This is a genomic window from Streptococcus sp. HMSC073D05, assembly GCF_001812015.1.
GTDB lineage: Bacteria > Bacillota > Bacilli > Lactobacillales > Streptococcaceae > Streptococcus > Streptococcus parasanguinis_D.
Genome location: NZ_KV807489.1, coordinates 347,552 through 368,928 on the forward strand (window position 1 = coordinate 347,552; position 21,377 = coordinate 368,928).

General features: G+C 41.7%; 18 protein-coding genes. 3 read left to right on the plus strand and 15 right to left on the minus strand.

The genetic code is table 11. The features are described 5' to 3' along the window. Positions 1-168: 168 nt before the first annotated feature. The 14 genes from HMPREF2832_RS05110 to HMPREF2832_RS05175 form a co-directional block, all read right to left on the minus strand. A complete protein-coding gene (locus HMPREF2832_RS05110; protein ID WP_070505797.1) occupies positions 169-1,503 on the minus strand; it encodes a dipeptidase in 1,335 nt (444 codons plus the stop codon). A 17-nt stretch (positions 1,504-1,520) separates the two neighbouring features. Beyond that, the gene (locus HMPREF2832_RS05115; RefSeq protein WP_070505799.1) at positions 1,521-3,032 is read right to left on the minus strand and encodes a YfcC family protein; all 1,512 of its coding nucleotides are present in this window, start codon (positions 3,030-3,032) and stop codon (positions 1,521-1,523) included. A 124-nt stretch (positions 3,033-3,156) separates the two neighbouring features. Continuing rightward, the gene (arcC, locus tag HMPREF2832_RS05120; RefSeq protein WP_003011576.1) at positions 3,157-4,101 is read right to left on the minus strand and encodes a carbamate kinase; all 945 of its coding nucleotides are present in this window, start codon (positions 4,099-4,101) and stop codon (positions 3,157-3,159) included. A gap of 85 nt (positions 4,102-4,186) precedes the next feature. Further along, entirely contained in the window at positions 4,187-5,203 is a 1,017-nt protein-coding gene (argF, locus tag HMPREF2832_RS05125) for an ornithine carbamoyltransferase (RefSeq protein ID WP_049497260.1), read from the minus strand. A 95-nt stretch (positions 5,204-5,298) separates the two neighbouring features. After that, on the minus strand, positions 5,299-6,528 hold the full coding sequence (gene arcA / locus HMPREF2832_RS05130; protein ID WP_003006347.1) for an arginine deiminase: 1,230 nt from the start codon (positions 6,526-6,528) through the stop codon (positions 5,299-5,301). A gap of 235 nt (positions 6,529-6,763) precedes the next feature. Then, a complete protein-coding gene (locus tag HMPREF2832_RS05135) occupies positions 6,764-7,453 on the minus strand; it encodes a Crp/Fnr family transcriptional regulator (RefSeq protein ID WP_024056304.1) in 690 nt (229 codons plus the stop codon). A gap of 159 nt (positions 7,454-7,612) precedes the next feature. Then, on the minus strand, positions 7,613-8,671 hold the full coding sequence (locus HMPREF2832_RS05140; protein WP_070505801.1) for a serine hydrolase: 1,059 nt from the start codon (positions 8,669-8,671) through the stop codon (positions 7,613-7,615). A gap of 99 nt (positions 8,672-8,770) precedes the next feature. Next, entirely contained in the window at positions 8,771-10,240 is a 1,470-nt protein-coding gene (locus HMPREF2832_RS05145; protein ID WP_070505804.1) for a helicase HerA-like domain-containing protein, read from the minus strand. A gap of 210 nt (positions 10,241-10,450) precedes the next feature. Beyond that, the gene (sodA, locus tag HMPREF2832_RS05150) at positions 10,451-11,056 is read right to left on the minus strand and encodes a superoxide dismutase SodA (protein ID WP_003006336.1); all 606 of its coding nucleotides are present in this window, start codon (positions 11,054-11,056) and stop codon (positions 10,451-10,453) included. Between the two features lie 88 nt (positions 11,057-11,144). Then, a complete protein-coding gene (gene holA, locus HMPREF2832_RS05155; protein ID WP_049474295.1) occupies positions 11,145-12,179 on the minus strand; it encodes a DNA polymerase III subunit delta in 1,035 nt (344 codons plus the stop codon). A gap of 23 nt (positions 12,180-12,202) precedes the next feature. Further along, positions 12,203-12,805: a DUF805 domain-containing protein gene (locus HMPREF2832_RS05160; protein ID WP_049474294.1), complete on the minus strand. Its 603-nt coding sequence runs from the start codon at positions 12,803-12,805 to the stop codon at positions 12,203-12,205. Between the two features lie 75 nt (positions 12,806-12,880). After that, on the minus strand, positions 12,881-15,127 hold the full coding sequence (locus HMPREF2832_RS05165; RefSeq protein WP_070505806.1) for a DNA internalization-related competence protein ComEC/Rec2: 2,247 nt from the start codon (positions 15,125-15,127) through the stop codon (positions 12,881-12,883). Then, a complete protein-coding gene (locus HMPREF2832_RS05170) occupies positions 15,108-15,776 on the minus strand; it encodes a helix-hairpin-helix domain-containing protein (RefSeq protein WP_070505808.1) in 669 nt (222 codons plus the stop codon). Before HMPREF2832_RS05170 ends, HMPREF2832_RS05165 begins: the two co-directional genes overlap by 20 nt. Before the next feature lie 66 nt (positions 15,777-15,842). Further along, entirely contained in the window at positions 15,843-16,589 is a 747-nt protein-coding gene (locus HMPREF2832_RS05175) for a lysophospholipid acyltransferase family protein (protein WP_070505810.1), read from the minus strand. Positions 16,590-16,764: 175 nt separating this feature from the next. On the opposite strand from HMPREF2832_RS05175, the gene HMPREF2832_RS05180 reads away from it, so the two are divergent. The 3 genes from HMPREF2832_RS05180 (at position 16,765) to HMPREF2832_RS05190 (ending at position 20,338) form a co-directional block, all read left to right on the plus strand. Continuing rightward, on the plus strand, positions 16,765-19,104 hold the full coding sequence (locus HMPREF2832_RS05180) for a cation-translocating P-type ATPase (RefSeq protein WP_070505812.1): 2,340 nt from the start codon (positions 16,765-16,767) through the stop codon (positions 19,102-19,104). A gap of 234 nt (positions 19,105-19,338) precedes the next feature. Further along, positions 19,339-20,085 (plus strand): tRNA1(Val) (adenine(37)-N6)-methyltransferase, encoded by a 747-nt coding sequence (locus HMPREF2832_RS05185; protein ID WP_021152863.1) that lies wholly within the window; start codon positions 19,339-19,341, stop codon positions 20,083-20,085. Beyond that, positions 20,075-20,338 (plus strand): GIY-YIG nuclease family protein, encoded by a 264-nt coding sequence (locus HMPREF2832_RS05190; protein ID WP_004219743.1) that lies wholly within the window; start codon positions 20,075-20,077, stop codon positions 20,336-20,338. The genes HMPREF2832_RS05185 and HMPREF2832_RS05190 overlap by 11 nt, the downstream gene beginning before the upstream one ends. Positions 20,339-20,354: 16 nt before the next feature. Here the strand turns inward: HMPREF2832_RS05190 and HMPREF2832_RS05195 are convergent, their stop codons facing one another. After that, positions 20,355-21,248 (minus strand): aldose 1-epimerase family protein, encoded by an 894-nt coding sequence (locus HMPREF2832_RS05195; protein ID WP_070505813.1) that lies wholly within the window; start codon positions 21,246-21,248, stop codon positions 20,355-20,357. Positions 21,249-21,377 lie beyond the last annotated feature (129 nt).

Below are 21,377 nucleotides of genomic sequence, written 5' to 3' on the forward strand. Positions count from 1 at the left end.
ATTCTGCGTCAAACTTCCTATTTTGACTTTATCCACAGACGCCCTCTGTATCTTGAATTAGTCTTGTAACTTCGTAGAAGTTCGCTGACGTCCGTACTCACCTAAGGAAAGTTTTTAGTATAAGTTTGTCTTCAATCTGAAAGTTTAGAAACTTGGTTTCCAAACTTTTTATGTTGTAGCTAAGCGTTGAATGGCTTCTCGATAGATTTCCATCGCAGCATAGAGATCGTCAATTTTTGCTCGTTCATTGGCTTGGTGCTCAGTCTGCTCTGCACCTGGGAAAAGAGCCCCAAAAGCAACACAATTTTCCATGGTACGCGCAAATGTTGCACCACCAGAAGACATAGCCGGCGTTTTATCACCAGTTTCTTCCTGATAGACGGCCATCAAAGAGCTGACTAAAGGACTATCCAAAGGAACATATAAAGGAGCCAAATAATCAAACTCTTCATATTCCAACTGATAACTAGCTGCAATTTCTTGCAAACGAGCCACTAAGGCATCCTTGTCTGCTAAGACGGGGATCCGGATATCAATCCCGATTTCCGATTGTTCTTGATCGATCACAAGGGTCGCAAGATTGAAGGAAAGATCTCCACTTGGTTCATCTTTGATTTCACCGAAGAGAGCTGCTCCTGTCGCATCCTCACCAACAGCATCTGCGATAAAGAGCAAAGCTGGATGGGGTTGGATGATAGATAAACTTTCCGCTAAACCGACAATGGCATTCACTCCTTCAGCTGCATCTTTAGAGTGCTTGGAAACACCCAAAACCGTTACAGAATCTTCTGTTTGGCCATACTGAACCCCACTTTGATCCAAAACAGGAAGCAACTCTTCCAAACGATGACCAGCATAGGTCGCCTTATCCGGAACAACATTGAGGGCCTGACCAGCCTGTAAGGGAAGATCGTCCCAACCTGGACCATGCAATTTCACTTGTAATAAGCCTTTTTCAGCATAGGTTAATGGGAAAGAGGAATCCGGTGCAAATCCAAGATCTGCTTGCTCTTCGATTTGGTTGTAGCGATTCATACAGCGCCACAAGGTTTCTTCATCCGTTCCAAAGATAAAGCGGATTCGTTTGGTAAACTGGATACCATCATCCAGCAAACTCTTAACTGCATAAAGGGCAGCGAGGGACGGCCCCTTGTCATCCTGCACACCGCGACCTACTAGATAGTCACCTATAACAGTCGCTTCAAAAGGTGGCGTTTGCCAATCTTGTAAATCACCGGCTGGAACAACATCCAAGTGACAAAGAACGGCCAGGAGTTCTTCCCCCTGACCGATCTCTGCATATCCATAGTATCCTTCAGGATCTATATATGTTTGAAAACCTAATTCTCGAGCAAGCTCTAAGGTTTTTTCTAGGACATCTTGGATAGCTTGTCCAAACGGTGTTCCATTTTCCCCTTCATTTAATACAGAAGGGTAAGAAATGATGGTTTGGAGCGAGTTTAAAAACTGCTCTTTTACATCGTCCTTTATTCTATTTTTCATGAAACACCTACTTTATGCTATTGCAAGAATGGAACCATTGTTCCTAGTAGAAGAAGGGCAATGGTGATCACAACAATCGCTACGACCAATTTACCCATGAATTTCCACCATGCACTCAAGTCAATACGTCCAAGAGCAAGAGCCCCCATTACGATACCTGAAGTTGGTGCGATTAAGTTCAAGACACCAGATGCAGATTGGTAAGCTGTGACAATCAAGCTACCTGGTACATTGACGAATTTACCAAGAGGTGCCATGATACCCATTGTTGCGCTGGCAAGACCAGATGATGATGGGATCAAGAATGACATTGGCAAGTAGAAAATGTAAGTCAAGACAATGAACAATTGAGATGAAAGACCTTTAAGTCCTTCTTCACCCCAGTGAAGAATTGTCGCAGTGATCATACCGTCGTTCATGATGACTTGGATACCACGTGCTACCGCTACGATAAGAGCAACACTCAAGAGGTCAGCTGCACCATTCATGAAAGATGAAATGATTTTATCTTCTTTCAAGCCATAAATGATACCAACAAGGATTCCCATGAAGGCAAAGAGCATAGCTGTTTGTGGGAAGTACCATGTACCAAGAGCATCTGTGTTACCGACCAATTGACCAAGTACTGGAATTTTATGGAGAGATTCGTTGAAGGTTTCAAAGAATTTAATACCCAAATCTTTGAATGGGATAAATCCAGCAACCATGATAACGAATGTTGAGATGAAGACGACCAAGACACGTTTTTGTTTCTTGTTCATTTGTGAAGGAATTTCTTCGCCACTATCAACATTGAAGTGTTTCAAATCTTCTTCACGAGTTGCATAGGTGAGAGATTTGGTTGGGTCTTTTTGAACCTTATCTGCATAACGGTATACATAGTATGTGCTAAGTCCTGTCAAGACAATCCAGAAGATCACACGAAGTAAGAGACCTGAAGCACTTGAGATACCTGCAGTATCAGATGCGATAACTGTCGCAAATGGGTTCAATGTTGACGCCAAACATCCGATTTGTGATCCTAAAAGGATAATAGCTACCCCTGTCAAGCTGTCAAAACCAACGGACATCATAACAGGTACAAGAAGTGGATAGAAGGCCATGGTTTCTTCACCCATACCATAAGTGGTACCACCAAGGGCAAACAATGGCATCAAGATCAAAATCAACATTTTTTCGCGGCCTTTGTATTTACGAACGATAGAAGCAATCCCTACATCAAGGGTACCTGTTTCGTTCACAACTCCAAGGAAACCACCGACCATCAAGATAAAGAAGGCTACGTCAATCGCTGCACTAGTTGGTGCTTTACCAAGCATGGCATTGATTGGGGCCATCAAAACATCCCAAATTCCTTGAGGATGTGCTTTTACAGATTCATAACTACCTGCAATGATAGCACCTGCATCGTCAACCTTGTATTGACCAGCTGGAATAATCCAAGTTAACACTGCCATAATAGCAATGATAATTAACAATACGGAAAAAGATGAAGGCATCTTAAATCCTTTTTTCGTTTTTTCACTCATTTGTCTTCCTCCTAACGCAACAAAGTGTGAGTGATGTTTTACAAGAGCATCTTGTAAAACGCTTACCTATAGATTTATTCTATCACAATAAGCTTTAAAATACTAGTTTTTTCCTAATTTTTCATTAGTCTTTTTGGATGATTGTTCCACTTTCAGACTCAATCAAAGCTCCAAGGTTTTCAAGTGATGTAATAACTGCTTTTCCTTCTGGGCGACCATTTACAAAGGCAATCGCAGCTTCCACTTTAGGAAGCATGCTTCCTGGTGCAAATTGGTCTTGTTTGATATATTCTTCCAATTGAGCCACATTAACATGTTCCAATTTTGCTTGGTCTGGTTTGTTGTAGTTCACAAAGACATAATCGACACCAGTCAAGACGATGAAGAGGTCTGCTTCTACTAATTCAGCCAAACGTTGAGAGGCAAAGTCTTTATCGATAACAGCTTCCACACCAGATAAGCTACCATCTGCTTCTTTCACAACTGGGATACCGCCACCACCAGCAGCTACAACAACTTGACCGTCGTTCAACAAAGTACGAATGGTATTGATTTCTTTGATATCCACTGGTTTTGGTGAAGCCACAACTTTACGCCAGCCACGACCAGCATCTTCTTTGAAAGTTGCTCCTGATTTTTCAGCTTCTGCTTTTGCTTCTTCTTCTGAGTAGAATGGACCGATTGGTTTACTGAGGTTGACAAAAGCTGGGTCATTCTTATCCACAACGACTTGTGTTACAACAGAGGCCACATCTTTTTCAATTCCTTCTTCAAGAAGAGCATTTTGAAGAGCATTTTGAAGCCAGTAACCAATGCTTCCTTCGGTCATAGCAACTAATGAATCAAGTGGGAAAGCAGGGTTCTTTTCAGAGTTTGCTGCCAAGTGTTGGAGCAAAAGGTTCCCTACTTGAGGACCATTACCGTGAGTGATGATCAAGTCATCCCCGTTTTTGATTAATTTGACTAAGTGTTTTGCTGTTTCTACAAGTGCTTCTTGTTGAGCTTGAGCAGAAGGATCAGATGAGAGAATAGCATTTCCTCCCAAAGCAACGACGATTTTTCTTGACATAAGTTTTCCCTTTCTATAAAAAATAGGGGCAGGACTAAAGCTAGCAGTCCAGCCCCTATAGCTGTTGGTATACGGTTATAAAGTCTTAAACTTTTGGAATGTACAAGTTACCAAGAGTCGCTGCCATAACCGCTTTGATTGTGTGCATACGGTTTTCAGCTTGGTCAAAGTGACGAGCATATTTGCTGCGGAACACTTCGTCAGTAACTTCCATTTCTTCTACGCCGAATTTTTCAGCAACATCTTTACCGTAAACAGTATTTGTATCGTGGAAGGCTGGCAAGCAGTGCAAGAAGATCAAGTCTTCGTTATCAGCTTTCTTAATCAAATCCATGTTTACTTGGTAAGGTTTCAAAAGGGCAACACGTTCTGCAAATTTGTCTTCTTCACCCATAGATACCCAAACGTCAGTGTAAAGTACGTCTGCACCTTTCACTGCTTCGTCAGCATCTTCAGTGATCAAGATATGAGCGCCACTTTCTTTTGCGAATCCTTCTGCCAATTCAACAATTTCTTGTTCTGGGAAGAGTTCTTTTGGTGAGAAGATGTGTACGTTCACACCAAGGATAGCACCTGTTACAAGAAGGCTGTTTGCAACGTTGTTACGTCCGTCACCACAGTATACAAGTGTCAAACCTTCCAAACGTCCAAAGTTTTCTTGAACAGTCAAGTAGTCTGCAAGCATTTGAGTTGGGTGCCATTCGTCAGTCAAACCATTCCATACTGGAACACCTGAGAATTCAGCCAATTCTTCAACCATACGTTGGCTGAAACCACGGAATTCAATACCATCAAACATACGTCCAAGAACTTTAGCAGTATCTTCTGTAGATTCTTTTTTACCAAGCTGGATGTCGTTTGCACCAAGGTATTCTGGGTGAGCACCAAGGTCGATGGCTGCAGTAGTGAAGGCTGCACGAGTACGAGTTGAAGTTTTTTCAAACAAAAGCGCAATGTTTTTACCAGCTAGGTAGCGGTGGTCAATGTTGCGTTTTTTAAGGTCTTTCAAGTGAGCTGAAAGTCCGATAAGGTATTCTAACTCTGCACGTGTAAAGTCTTTTTCTGCTAAAAAGCTACGTCCTTGGAATACTGAAGTTGTCATTAATTATCTCCTTTTATTATGCTTGATTGGATCCTGTCAACCAGTTTAGAAGGCTCAGTTTAGACACTGAGCCCGTCTAACCTATAGAAGGATGATTAGATTTCTTCACGTTCGAATGGCATTGACATACAACGAGGTCCACCACGACCGCGAACCAATTCACTTCCGCGGATCTTAATCAAACGAAGTCCGTATTCTTCTAATTTCTTGTTGGTAACAGTGTTACGGTCGTATACTACTACCACACCTGGTGCGATTGTAAGAGTATTTGATCCGTCGTTCCATTGTTCACGTGCAGCAGCAACGACGTTGCCACCTCCACATGGAATCAATGTAACTTTTTCAACACCAAGGTTTTCAGCAAGCAATTCAGCCAAATCACCTTTTTCTTCAACGATCTTCAATTGTTCGTTTTCATAAGTTACAGAGAAGACGCGAAGGTTGCCTTGGATTTCTGGGTGGATTGTGAATTTATCGTAGTCCACCATTGTGAATACTGTATCCAAGTGCATGAATTTACGGTTGTTCGCAAATTCGAAGGCCAATACTTTCTTGAAGCCAACGTTCTTCTTGAAGATGTTTACCAACAATTTTTCGATTGATGCAGCATCAGTACGTTGTGAGATACCAACTGCCAATACATCTTTAGAAAGTACCAACTCATCTCCACCTTCGATACGAGTATCTTCTTCACGGTTATAGACAAGTTCAACTTTTCCACCGTAAACTGGGTGGTATTTGAAGATGTATTTACCATACAAAGTTTCACGGTTACGTGTATCTGCGTACATGTGGTTCAATGATACTGCATTACCAATTGTTGCAAATGGGTCACGTGTGAAGTACAAGTTTGTCATTGGGTCGATAGCAAATGGATAGTCAGATTCAACAAGGTCTGTCAATCCTTTTGCTTCTTCAGGAATTTCTGGAAGTTCAGCTTTTTGAACCCCTTCCATTGTTTTTTCAACCAATTCTTGGTTGTCTTCAATGCTGTGAAGCAATTCACGGATCGCAATTTTTGTTTGGCGTCCACGAATGTTCGCTTCTTCAAGGTATTCTTCGATGAACTGATCGCGAATTTCTGGAGAAGTCAATGACTCAGCAGCCAACTGTTCAAGATAAAGTACTTCGATTCCTTCGTTACGAAGTGCTTCAGCAAATGCGTCGTGTTCTTTTTGAGCATCTTCCAAGAATGGAATATCATCAAAAAGAAGACGTTCAAGATAGTCAGGCATCAAGTTTTCCAACTCTTTACCTGGACGGTGCAAACAAACTTTTTTCAGTTTTCCAATTTCTGAGAAAACATGAATTGGGTGTGTAGACATCTATAGTCCTCCTTTTTTCTTTGAGCTTGTTCACAAGCTTATTACAATTGTTATTATATTCTTTATTGGTACCGCTTTCACAAAGGATTCTACTTTTTGAATGCAAAGAATTTGGCTTTTTTTGAATCCTTCCTATTTTTTAGTTAATATGAAGCGTTTTCTTTGCATATTTTGCCTTTTATATTATTTTTATGAATATATATTTTTTTGTAAAAAATAAAAAAAGATCAACGAATTAGTTGATCTCTTCAAAACTTTTTAAAAAGTAGGCTGTATCTAGAAAAGTTAGTTGTTTTCTCTCATACTGGATCTTATGAGAATCGATGAGTTTCTTTAAAACTTGATTGACGGTTTCTCTAGTTGTGGCTGCTAATTTGGCCATTTCCTTCATACTAATTGGAAATGGAAGCTGATTTCCTAGACCTTCATAGTCCTTGCACAGAATGGCTAAGGATTGAATCACGCGCTCACTGGCACTAGCTGTCACGACATTGCGCAAGCGCAACTCTTGAAATTCTAGGATGGAGGAGAGCTTTCTCATAATAAAGAGCAACTGCTCCTTACTCTCTTGGGCATATAATTCATAGAGGTTGACGGGAATCACGAAACAACGCAAATCCGTCACCGCACTAGCTGTATAGTGGTAACGCTCATCCTGGAACATCCCACCATAAGGGAACAGAGCCCCCTTCTTAATATAATCCATATAGGAGAATTGGTCAGACGAATCAAATTGCTCAATACGAGCAAAGCCTTTTGTCAGAAGAAAAATGCGCTCCCGCCTATCTCCTGCATAAAATAAAATTTGTCCTTTAGGGATATCCCTGGCATGAATTTCAACAGCTAATTTATCAAATAGCTCCACTGGTAGCGCAGAAAAGGCTGGATGCGAGCGGAGCAACTGGTAATCTTCCTTTGTAATCATGTCTATACTTCCTCTTATTACTATTAGTAGTATAACATACTTTTTATAGAAAAGGGAAAGAAGTCTCTTTAGAACAGAAAAGTAATTCGAAACACCAAGTGAATTTCATCCTACTTTGATAGAATAAAAGGCCTGAGCAACCCTCAGACCTTTTGTCGATTATTCATTCATATTGACACGATGCCATTCATTGATAACATAAGCCAGTTGCCCTAATTGATAAAGACCAACGCCACTGATTTCAGAACTTTCTGGAGTCGTCCCTCCAAGTCCTGCAGTGTAGATGGCAACCAAATAAGGAGTCGATTCATGGACAATCGCATCCACATTAAGTGCTTCAGCAACATACCCTGGTTTTTGTTGAATCACCAAATCTGGCAAGAATTTTTTATAGTACTCACCTGGGAAAGACTCCCCGATCAGTTCTAGTAAATCTGCATATTTTTCTTGATGATTCCAAAGATATTCTAAGACATGGATGTAATAATCCGTTGTCGTTTTATTATCTTCGCTAAAGGTTTTGACTTCTGGTGAACGGGATTGACCATAGCGACTGAATAACTTGCGTGCTTGCTCCATCCCCCCTAAACGATCTGCCAAGGCATAGGCTGGGGTATTTTCAGAGTAAACCAATGAATAGCGCTGCATATCAGGGATAGACATGGCTCCATCAAATGCTGCGACGTAATTGTCATGCTCACCGACATATTCATAGTAGGTATTGGTAATATCAAACCGATCTGTTAAATTCAGTTTGCCTTTTACAACCTCATCTACCACCAACATATTCAACGGCAACTTGTAGGTACTTCCTGCAGTCATTGGTTGAAGATCATTCATCGCAAACTGCTCTCCTGTAATGGCATTACGATAAGTAAAGGCAATTTGTGATGGATCAATTCCACTTTCTGCTAAGAAATCCTGAACAACCTCTACCAAACCTTTATTAGCATAATCATAGACAAGGCCATAAGCGCTCATCGTCTCCATATCTGCGTCTACAACTGCTTGCTTAGCTTCTGGAGATTTGACACGTGGTTTTTTGGTCTCTGGGGTTGACTTTTCTACATCTAATTTTTTTGTTTTCTTTGCTTTGTTTTCAATTGCTGATACTGTTGGTTGCGTGAGATGCAAATACCCCAATACACCTGTTCCCACCAGGCACAAAAGGATGCTGATTCCAATCATAATCGAGCGTAGATTAAAATATTTTTTCATATAGAATTAATTATAAAAGATTCTACTAAAAATAACAAGAATAATCAGAAGGGGAAAACGGTTTATTTTTTAAAAAAATATCCCTCTTCTTTAAAGAAATTACTTCTGTTTAAAGGAGCCCATAATGAGCTTAGCAATTTCACGCGCGATCGTCCGGAATAAAGAACTCAAGAAGGAATCTTTTGCCTTTTCAAGACTGGATTTCCTTGGACGACCTGGACTGCGTTTTTGCTCTGTTTTTTCTGTTGCAGACCGTTCTTTTTCTGCTTCTTTTTTCTCTTCTTGCACTTCCTTGCTTGCTTTAGCCACTAATTTTTCATAGGCAGATTCTCGGTCAATCGCTGTCGCATACTTTTGATGGAAAGGCGATGTTGTGATCAAGGCCAATTGTTCACTTTCATTTAACAGATCAAAACTGGATTGAGGAGAAAGAATAAAGGTACGCTCAACCACACTAGGCTGTCCCTTTTCATTCAGGAAAGAAACCAAGGCTTCCCCTGTCCCTAATTCTGTGATCACTGTTTCTGTATCAAAATCTGGATTCGGACGAAAACTTTGGGCAGCAACCTTAATTGCCTTCATTTCTTTGGGTGTATAAGCTCGAAGCGCATGCTGAACACGATTTCCAAGCTGTGCCAAAACAGATTCTGGAAGATCTTGAGGATTCTGGGTAATAAAGTAAATCCCTACACCCTTCGAACGAATCAGGCGTACCACTTGCTCGACCTTCTCAAGAAAGAGCTTGCTTGCATCCTTAAAGAGGAGATGCGCTTCATCAAAGAAGAAGACCAGTTTTGGCTTTTCAGGATCCCCAACCTCTGGAAGTGTTTCAAAAAGACGAGACAGCATCCAAATCAAAAAGGTTGAGTACAATTTTGGTGAATGAAAGAGCTTTGTAGCCGAAAGAATATTGATATACCCACGACCAGATGCATCGAGTTGCATGAAATCATTTAAATCAAGTGCTGGCTCTCCGAAAAACTGATCTGCTCCTTCTTCTTCAAGAACCAAGAGACTTCTTTGGATGGCTCCGACAGATTGTTTGGTGATATTGCCATATTGGGCTGAATAGTCTGAACTGTGCTCATAGACTTCCTTTAAAAGGCTTTGTAGGTCCTTCAAATCAATCAAGGGCCAATCTTTCTCTTGGGCCACTTTAAAGACAATTGCGAGAATTCCTGATTGGGTTTCATTCAAATCAAGCAGACGAGAAAAAAGCAATGACCCCATCCCTTCGACAGTCGCCCGAACAGGATGACCAGCTTGGCCAAAGACGTCCCACAATCGAACAGGGAAAGCTTGTGGCTCAAACGGATCTGTGATCCCAAGAAGCTTGTAGCGTTCTTCCAGTTTTGGCGTCCATTGCCCGGCTTTGGCTAAGCCAGATAAATCTCCCTTGATATCGGCTAGAAAGACCGGAATACCTTCTTTGCTTAATTTTTCTGTTAGGACCTTGAGAGTAACCGTTTTTCCTGTTCCTGTTGCACCTGCAATCAAGCCATGACGATTCAACATCCGCAAATAGATAGGCGTCTCAACGGCTCCTTTAGTAATGGTAATACTAGTCATTTCATTTCTCCCTGAATGTTTCAGTTTTCATTTTAAGGTTTATCTTTTCCTTGCCTAGGCCCTTCAAACCAGGCTTCAGACAAGTAAGACACACTCCTACTAGTGTATCATTTTCCTGACCAAACGCAAGAAATTATACTCCGATTTTTCGGATGCACATAAAAAAATCTATAAGAGCCAATACTTGCTCTTATAGATTCCTTCATTTTATTATTTTGCTGCTGCAAACAATTCATTCACTTTATTCCAGTTAATCACTGAGAAGAAAGCTTTGATGTAGTCAGGACGTACGTTACGGTATTTCACGTAGTAGGCATGTTCCCAAACATCCAAACCAAGGATTGGTGTTTTACCTTCAGAGATTGGTGTATCTTGGTTTGCTGTTGAAGTCACTTCGAGTTTGCCTTCTTTGTTGACAACCAACCATGCCCAGCCAGAACCAAAACGTGTCGTTGCTGCTGCTGTGAAGGCTGCTTTGAAGTCTTCAAATGAACCAAATGTAGCATCAATCGCTGCAGCAAGTTCTGCTGAAGGAGCTGTTTGTTCTGGAGTCATCAATTCCCAGAAAAGAGCGTGGTTCAAATGACCACCACCATTGTTGATCACAGCTTGGCGAATGTCAGCTGGAATGGATTCAACATCAGCTAACAAGCTTTCAAGGTCTTCTCCAATTTCAGGATGTTTTTCAAGAGCTGCATTCACATTGTTTACATATGTTTGATGGTGTTTATCATGGTGCAAATGCATGGTCTCTTCATCGATATAAGGTTCCAATGCATCATAAGCATATGGTAATTCTGGTAAAATGATAGCCATTTTATGGTCCTCTTTTCTTTATTACTGACTTGATGATAACGTAAACAGCTAAATTATTCAACTAATCTGCTTGCGATTTCATTCATCGTTAGACGTTATTAGCTACTTTCAACAGGGCCAAATCAAATAAGTAGTCTTTTTCATATGTTCCACTTTTAATCGCATAATCCGTCTCGATGAAGGTTATCATAGCTTGCTTCAAAAAGGACAAGGAAAGCCTGCGGCTATCCCGTAAGGCAAACTTCACCTGATAAGGATTGACCTTGCGTCCTGACAACTCCGACAAGCTCGCTACAATTTGGCTTTCGGATTGGCCTTCTTCTGAGAAAATTTTAACTTGAGAAAACATTCGGAATTGTCCCAACAAAATAGCGATCAATTTTATTTCATCTTCTCCTTGTAAGCGGAGATCCTTAACCAAATTCCGGGCTTGATCGATTTGGCGTTTGAGAATCATCTGTGTCAGATCAAAAATATTATCTTGCAAGGACTTTGGAACAACCTCCTTGATATCTTGGAGGGTAATCTGACCATCTTCTTTATAAGCCTGCAACAGAGCGAGATTCTTCTGTAACTCTCCAAAATCATAGCCAGATTTTAAGAGTAGCTGGTCCAAGGAATCGCCCACAAACTGCAAGCCCAATTCTTGGGCCTGACTTGCAAAATAACGCTTTAAATCTTGCTCTTTAGGTGTTGTTGCTTCAATGATCTGGGCATCCCGTTTTAGGAGTTTGACTAAGCGACGCTTACTATCTAATTTTCCTTCTGCAAATATCACCAAACGGGTTGATTCAGAAGGATTTTCCAGATAATTTTCAAATTGCTTCAGATCTTCATCGGTTAAATTGCGTTTTTTGGCAGTGGTCAAATCCAATAAGTGATCCAAAATCACGATTTTTTCATCTGCAAAAAAGGGAAGACTGACCAAATCTAGCTCGACTTCAGCATAGGAGGCTTCCTTCATATCAAAATAAGAATAATTCAAATCTGAGGGATCATAGCCTATTTTTTTTAAAATGTCTTTTTTTAACCATTCAAATTGACCTACATCCTCACCCGTCAAGACAAGAATAGGAGGCAGAGTTTGAACCGTCAGATGTTTAATGTCGGTAATTGCTTGCATGAAACTCTCTTATCTCTATCAGTCTAGTGTATTTCGTGTTCAGCAGCCATTTTTTGTTCCAATGGTGGTTTTTCATCAGACAAATCAGGTGCTGCTACAAAATTTGGAATTTGCTCAAACGAGTTGCCGCCAAAGCTCCCCCCTGTCGCTGTGACCTGTGGTTCAGAAGCCACTCCCATAGGAGTTTCTACTGGTTGTGGGAAGGTGTTTTTCCCTGGAAGCATCATGAGAATCAAGAGAGAAATAACTGTAATCCCCCAAAGAAATAGGAAAATATCTAGCCCCGTCAACAAATAGAGCAGAACCGGTCCAAGGTTCAAAAAGATCCAAGACCAATGGATTCCCGCATCCCGCAAGCGACGTACACAAATGGCTTGACTGGGTACTAAAATGAGGAAGTAAAAGAATGCTAAGAAAGCGAGCGCCCATAAACCTGTCTTAGAATGAACAGTTGAAAAATTGAGCGTTTCTTGAGCATTTTGATGGGATAAAGAGGTCACGATGTAAAAAACCCAAAGAGGCAAAGAAATCAGGGAATTCCAGAAAAAAGCTAGCCAAAAATGGGCCCGACTGGTCTTACTTGAAAAATCTGCATACTGTATCCAAAATTGCTTAAATGCGTTCATACGATTCTACCTTTACATTGATTTCACTTTCTATAATAGCAATTTTCAGCATAGAAAGCAAACCTCTCCTCGTCTCTAGTGGACCGTTTCTACCCTCCAATGGTCCCACCCAATCAAGCGAATTGCTCCCCTTTCATCGGTACGAAGATAAGAAATAGAGCGTTCCTCTAGACGATCGAGCAATTCTTTATGGGGATGTTGGTAGCGATTTTTCTTTCCAACAGAGATCAAGGCCAACTGAGGATGTAACTGATCTAAAAACACATCACTAGAGGAACCTTTAGAACCGTGGTGGCCTACTTTCAAGACATCTACTTGTAATTGTGGATCGTTTTTCAATAGTTTTTTCTCTCCAGCTTCTTCCAAATCACCCGTGAACAAAAATCGTTTCTGAAAGAACTGCCCATAGAGGACAATCGAATCATCATTTTTACCATCCCCCACTTCATCAGGGGATAAGACTTCTAGATGATGATCAAAAATAGGTAGTTGATCTCCTCTCTGGACTACTTTAATCGGACTATGAAGCTGTTGCAATTTCTCTCGAAATTGAGAATTAGTTAGACTACCTGGACTGACATACACTTTTTTAACTGGGATTTGTTTGGCAACCTCCACCATATCACCCATATGGTCCTGGTCTGTATGAGTCAAGACCAAAGCATCAAGTTTTCCAACACCTCGACTCTTGAGATAGGGAATCAAGGTTTGATCCGCATTGGCAGATTGACTGCGCTCTTGCCACTTTTCTCCACTTTTAAAAGTGACACGTCCTCCGACATCAATCAATATGGTTCTTCCTTTCCAATCGCGTAAAAAGATACTATCTCCTTGACCGATATCCACCATGGTAATCTCATTTTCTAAAGGATGCTTGGTCCAACAAAAGATGAGTAGAATCATGCCTATTAACAGGAAACGACGTTTTTTTTGCTTTCGAAGATCATACAAGATTCCTAAAAGAAGGAAGAGAGCAATCAGAGCTGGTCCCGTCGGCTGACCAAATACCAAAGGTAGCGACGTGAGCTTTGAAATCCAACGAATACACTCCTCTATGAGAAGAAAGAAACTGTTAAAAATTGTAAGGGGCTTTAGAATCGATAAGATAAATAGCACCGTTAAACCTGGAAGAAGGACAAGGTCAAATAAGAAAGAAAAGAGGAAGGTTAAAGGGAGTGACCACGGTTGAAAGACACTAAAGTAATAGGTCAAAAGGGGCAAAATTCCCAGGCTAATCCAGAAACTTTCCACTAGTAGCTTTTTCAGTCCTGAATAAGAACTGGTATCTACCAAGGTCAAAATAAAGGCGTAGGCACAACTCAAGACCCCTCCAGCTGTCAGAAGAAACTTGGGCATGAGCACCATTAAGATCATCAAGGTCATCGCCATATTCTCCATCCCTCGGATCCCCTTTTGAGAGAGGATCTTCTGCAAGAGACTACGAACCACTGAAACTGAAAAACCTGTCAAGCCAGCATAGACCAAAGAAATTGGAACCATCCAGATATCGACTGTCTCTTGCAAGATTCCTAGACGTAAGAGAGCTTTCCGGATCCCATTAATGAAAAAGCCGACCTGCATCCCAGATAAGGCGAATAAATGGATGATTCCCAAACTCGTGTAAAGCTGATCCATCTCTTCAAAATCCGTATCTAAATAGCCAAAAAGAAGGCCGGTCATATACTGGTTCATCGGTTGCGGAAAGTGCTCCTTGCTCCAAACAATAGCTTGGCGCCTCCATTTAGATAGCCAGTCAAAAACATTCCACGTTTGGATGGGAAGTGCGGATTGGATCGCTTCAATTTTTATTTGATAGTGAATGCCCTGTGTTTGCAAATAAGACCGATAGTCAAATCCTCTAAAATTTCGCTGCCCTTCTGGTTCCTCTATAACACCTTTATATGTCAACTCCAGCAAGTGGGTTTGACTTTGCCACTGCTGTTTTTCTTTTTCTGATTTTAAAGTGTAGAAGACTTGGTAGGTCCTTCCCTGATTTTTAGCACGAAAAGACAGGGCGTCCCCATTGATCTTGATGGTATCTGGAATCAGGCGTAAGTGGGATGGGGGCTGACTTTCTGCTTGTACTGGATGATCCTGTAGTCGCCGAAAGACAAAGAAGGCCGCAAAACAAAGGGTTGCTAAAGCAAGCCCTAGCAAACTTGAGCGCTCCCCTTTATAGTGATGAACCGCTAAAACTCCCACTACTACTAGACCGCTGATCGAAAGCCAAGATGGTTGATAGATACTAAAATACAGCCATAGGAGCAAAAAGGCGAGATGGACAAGAGAAAATGGAAGGTCTTTAATCCACCGTGAAAGCATCTCTTAGTTTCTCCAGTGTTTTCTCTCCGATTCCTGAAACATTCTTCAGATCATCCACTGATCGAAAAGGACCATTTGCCTCGCGATAGGCGATAATGTCCTGGGCACGTTTCTGTCCAATGCCTGATACTGTCTGGAGCTCTGATTCGGTCGCTCGATTTAAATGGACCTTGCCTGTTTTTTCTGCTGGTGCTGACGAAGTTGCAGGACTTTCTGAACTCCCAAGTGCTGGAACATCCTCCCCTTCTTTAGCAACATAGATCACTGCTTCATCGGTGAGTTTTTGCGCCAAGTTGACCGATTGGCTATTGGCATCTGCTGTCATCCCGCCTGCCTTATAAATAGCATCGTGGACTCTGCTATTGGAGCGCAACTCATAGACACCTGGTTGTTTGACGGCTCCTTTGACATCGACCGTAATGATCTCGGGTGCATCAGACACAGAAGTCGTCGTCTTTTCTTCTTTGGAACTAGTGGTCTGCACCTTTTCTTTGCTCGAAGTTGAACTCGAAGCCTGATAAAGATCCGGTATGGTGGATGCACTTGACTGAGGTCGATGAAAAAGAAAATACCCTCCAAGTAAGAGTCCGATAGCTGTAAGAGCCAAAAAGAGCTTATATTCTTTGATTTTTTCGATGATATCCTCCATAAGAAACCTCCTCTCACTTTTATTATTCGTAAAAATAAAAAAAACTGAGAAAGACTCTCAGTTTTTTTACTTGTTTTTCCGATGTTTGTCTGGATCCCATACAAAGCTTGCCAGGTAACTAAAGAGCAAGGTCAAGATGCCCACTACTAAGACAAGAGGAATCAAAAGGATTTTTAACAAACGAATCAAGATAAAAGGTTTTGTTGGGGTGTTGATCGCTTGTGCTTCCGCATCCAAGCGATCAAATTCCTCCTGGATACGGCGGGCAACTTCTGCCACTCCTTCGTCATTCATCTTTTTAATATCCGAAATATCAATGGGATGTCCAAAGTTCATATCAATGCGTTCACCCGTTGACAACCCTTTCAAGTCTCTTGGACCAGTATAAGTCACTGGCATGATACGGACCTTCGCCATTTTGGCAATGATGGCAACACCGCCTTTGACGTCTTGAGAATGACGACTTCCACTTGGGAACATAATCAAAGAACGGTTGCTCTTTTTCAGCATATTGACAGGATACTTAATGGCTTCTGCTCCCGGATTTTCACGGTCGATTGGAAAAGCCCCACACATGCGAATCCACCAGCCAAAAATACGATTGGTAAAGAGTTCTTTTTTCGCCATAAAGATAAATTGCTTTGGCTTGGTTGCAAAGGCCATATAGACTGGATCCCACCAAGTTCGGTGAGGGGATACCAAGATGTAGTTCTCTTTTCGATCTGGAATATTGTCCTTATGATGGTAATGGGCATTCCCATTTAAAACCCACAGAATAAAGGCAACAAGGCCACGTAAATAGGTATAAAACATAGTTGTTCCTCAAATCCATTTCATTCGTTTCTCTACAAGATATTCCATCCTGTAAAAGGTTCTTTCTTATTATACCGTATCCTGATTTTGACCGCAAACCTTTTTTAGATAAAAATTGTCTCAGCGGACCGATTCTAGATAGTCTTTTTCTCAAAAAAATGATATCATATTGTCTATGGAAACTATTGATTTAAAGGGCTTGTCCCTCAGTGAAGTCCGCAAGAAAATGGATCGCGGACAAACCAATGATTTTACAACGAATACAAGTACCAGCACCTGGCAAATCATCAAGCGCAACGTCTTCACCTTGTTTAATACCTTAAACTTTGTGATTGCTGTGGCCTTGGCTGCTGTACAGGCCTGGAGCAATATGATCTTTTTTGCAGTCATTTGCTTCAATGCCATTACAGGAATCATGACCGAGATGCGCGCCAAGCGGATGATTGATAAGCTCAACCTCATGAGTCGTGAGCTAGTGACTGTCATTCGAGACGGGGAAAAAGATGCGATTCCACCCGAAAAGCTCGTTCTGGGTGATGTAATGCTCTTGTCTTCGGGTGAGCAGATCCCTAGTGATGCTGAAGTCATGTCCGGTATCGCAGAAGCCAATGAAGCTATGCTGACTGGTGAGAGTGATCTGGTCTTAAAAGAAGTTGGCGATGAACTTCTTTCTGGTAGTTATATTGCCAGTGGTCAAGTCTATGCCCGTGTCAAGCGAGTTGGAGCAAACAACTATGCCAACAAACTGATGATGGAAGCCAAAACCTTGAAGCCTATCAATTCGCGTATTCTCTATAATTTAGCGAAAATTTCTAGTTTCACTGGTAAAATTATCATCCCATTTGGCCTTGCACTCTTCTTTGAAGCATTGTTGATCAAGATGCTGCCAATCAAAGATTCTGTCGTGAATTCTTCAACAGCTCTCTTGGGAATGTTGCCAAAGGGAATCGCTTTACTGACAGTTACGTCTCTTTTGACAGCGGTTATTAAGCTCGGTATGCGCAAGGTTCTTGTCCAAGAAATGTACTCAGTAGAAACCCTAGCGCGTGTGGATACCTTGTGTCTAGATAAGACCGGTACCATCACTCAAGGGAAGATGACAGTCGAATCTCTCCATAGCTTATCTGATCATTTTTCGGAACAGACGATCCAGGTCATTCTCTCTGCTTACATGCAATATAGCGAGGACACCAATCCTACTGCTCAAGCTATTCGCAAGGCTTATGGGGAGTTGGAGCATGCTTATACTTCGGAAAACATTATTCCTTTCTCAAGTGATCGGAAATGGGGAGCCATGCACCTATCTAACCTTGGAACTGTCTTTCTCGGTGCTCCTGAAATGCTCCTTAAAGAAAATCCAGCTGCTGTCGTCGAAGCACAAGCTCGTGGATCGCGCGTGCTCGTCTTGGCTCACAGTTCAGAACTGATCAGCATGCAGGAATTGAAACTGCCTGAAAATCTTGAAGGGATTGCAGTTATTGAGATTACAGACCCCATTCGTGAAGGGGCTTCAGATACTCTTGAGTATTTGCGCTCTCAAGGAGTGGATCTCAAAATCATCTCCGGTGACAACCCTGTGACAGTCTCTTATATCGCTCAACAAGCTGGCTTCAAAAATTATGAGAACTACATCGATTGTTCAAAAATTTCTGATGACCAATTAGTGGATCAAGCAGAAGAAACAGCTATCTTTGGGCGCGTGTCTCCTCACCAGAAAAAACTGCTCATCCAAACCTTGAAAGCAGCTGGTCGGACAACTGCTATGACAGGAGATGGGGTCAATGATATCCTTGCTCTTCGCGAGGCAGACTGCTCCATCGTGATGGCAGAGGGAGATCCAGCAACCCGTCAAATTGCCAATATTGTTCTTTTGAACTCTGACTTTAATGACGTTCCAGAAATTCTTTTTGAAGGCCGTCGTGTGGTGAATAACATTGGACGAATCGCTCCAATCTTCTTTATCAAAACGATCTATTCCTTCCTCTTGGCTATCATCTGTATTGCCAGTGCTCTCTTCTTTAACGTCAACTATTTGCTGATTTTCCCTTTCATCCCTATTCAAATCACCCTGATTGACCAATTCGTCGAAGGATTCCCACCATTTGTGTTGACCTTTGAACGCAATATCAAACCGGTTGAAAAACACTTCTTGAGACGTTCCCTTCTGTTAGCCTTACCAAGCGCCTTGATGGTCGTCTTTAGTGTCTTGTTTATTCGCCTTTGGGGAGCAAGCCATGGTTGGTCTGTAGCCGATATGTCTACTGTATCCTACTACTTACTTGGATCCATCGGTTTCCTATCCGTTATCCGTGCTTGCCTGCCACTAAATATCTGGCGTGCGCTTCTCATCGTCTTCTCTGTAGTAGGATTCTACGCATCTGCGGTCGTGTTGAAAAACTTGATCGAGATTTCCCTCCTTACAGCCACTACTTTCCCAGTTTATCTGGCATTGATGGCCATCTTTACAGGAGTCTTTATCCTCACTACAATTCTCCAAAAATATGAATTTGATTAAAAAAAGAGAGTGGGACAGAAATCGGTAATTCGTTAGTATTCGATTTCGTTGTCCCACCTCCGCACAGTTGAGTAGGGCTGTAAAAGCTGATGAAATCAGCGTAGTATATCCCACTCAACCACTGCGTCTTGCTCGACAGTCCAAAAACAATTGAGAGGCCAGGACTTTTGTTCCAGCCTCTTTTTATGTTTTATCGATCTTTCCCCAGGCCTCTTTTCATGCTATAATAGAGCCATGACAGATATCGAATTAAAAGACGGCGAGCGCGTCAATCAACTCTTTTCAAGTGATGTGAAAATTATACAAAATCGGGAAGTCTTTAGTTATTCCGTGGATAGCGTCCTGCTCTCGCGCTTTCCAAAATTGCCCAAGCGGGGCTTGATCGTAGATCTCTGCGCTGGAAATGGGGCCGTGGGACTTTTTGCGAGTACTCGTACAGAGGCCCAGATCATTGGTGTCGAAATACAGGAACGTCTAGCGGATATGGCAACCCGCTCCATTGCTCTCAATGGCTTGAACCAGCAAATGTCCATGATCACAGATGACCTCAAGCATTTACCCCAACATATCAAGGGCAGTAAGGTGGATATCATCCTCTGCAATCCTCCTTATTTCAAGGTGGATGAGCATTCCAATCTCAATGAGAGTGAACACTACCTCTTAGCTCGGCATGAAATTACCACCAATTTAGATGAGATTTGCCATGTGGCTCAGCGGGTTCTCAAATCAAATGGTCGCTTAGCGATGGTCCATCGTCCAGATCGCTTTTTAGATATCATCGAAACTATGAAACGATACAATCTTGCACCTAAACGGATCCAGTTTGTCTATCCAAAAGTGACCAAAGAGGCGAATATGTTGTTGATTGAGGCGATCAAGGATGGCTCACTGGATGGTTTAAAAATTCTGCCTCCCCTCTTTATTCACAATGAAGACGGCAGCTATACAGACGAGATTCATGAGATCTACTATGGAAACTAAAGCTTACATGTATGTCCTAGAGTGTGCGGATGGCTCCCTCTACACTGGCTACACCACGGATGTCGAAAAACGCCTAAAGACTCACAATGCTGGAAAAGGCGCCAAATACACACGGGCTCGTCTCCCTGTTAAACTTCTTTACCAAGAATCCTATCCAGATAAACCCTCTGCTATGTCTGCCGAGGCTCTCTTTAAAAAGAAATCGCGCCAAGCAAAGCTAAACTATATCAAAAAGAACCGTCGAACTCCATAGTCCAACGGTTTTTCATTTACAAAATGGTGATACGGTACTGGTGACTCCGTGTCTCTTGGGGAGCCAACTGGATCACACCTTTTTTATCTTCGAAGAAATCGCCCTCTTCTGCAGATGTGGAAATACCCGTCCAAGGCTCCAAGGCAATGAAAGGACCCTTGTTATTGGTAGACCAAAGGACGAGATTCTCAAAATCTGCAAAGGCAAATTCCAAACCTTTACCAGATTTTTTCGAGAGGAGCTGCACAGATTTAGAAGCTAATTGATCTAAAATAATGGCGTCTTTTTCAAATAGTTCATGGCGCAAAGGTAGGCTACGACTATGGTCTAAAAATGGCGTCCGCTGCAGGCGATCAACCAAACCGGTTTCTGTGAACAAGAGAGGAACGCTACAGCTTTCTTCTTTTTCAAAAATCAACTCGTAGTCTTCATAGTCTTCATCTGCTAAAAGGGGACAACGAAAGGCTGGATGCCCTCCAATGAAATAAGGCATGACTTGATCTGACTCTAGATTTTGCACGCGATAGGTGATAGTGATTTCTTTTCCTTTCAATTCATAAGCGATTTCCACTCGAAAATGGTAGGGATAATTTTGTAAGCTTTCGTCGTTAGAGGTAATTTCAAAGACAAGACGATGGTCTGTTTGTTCTTTTAGTTCAAACTCTCTTTTGCGAATGAGGCCGTGTCTTGGAAGCTGGCCTGTCTTCACTCCATCTTTTAGATGATACTGCACTTGGCCATTACGAACACTCCCGCAAATCGGAAACAGAACCGGCGCTTGTCCTGACCAATACTCTGGGTCCCCCTGCCAGAGATATTCTATGCCTTCCTTACTTCGAATGGAGCTCAATTCCCCACCAAATGTCTTACATTGTACTTCTAGATCATCATTTTTTAATGCAATCACCATGGGCGACACCTCTTTATAATTAGTATAGTTATTATATTCATTATAACCTTTTAGAAAAGATTGTCAATTTTTATTTTTCTAGTCAAAAATTTTTAAAAAAATAAGAAAAAATTCTTGACAAAGCTTAGA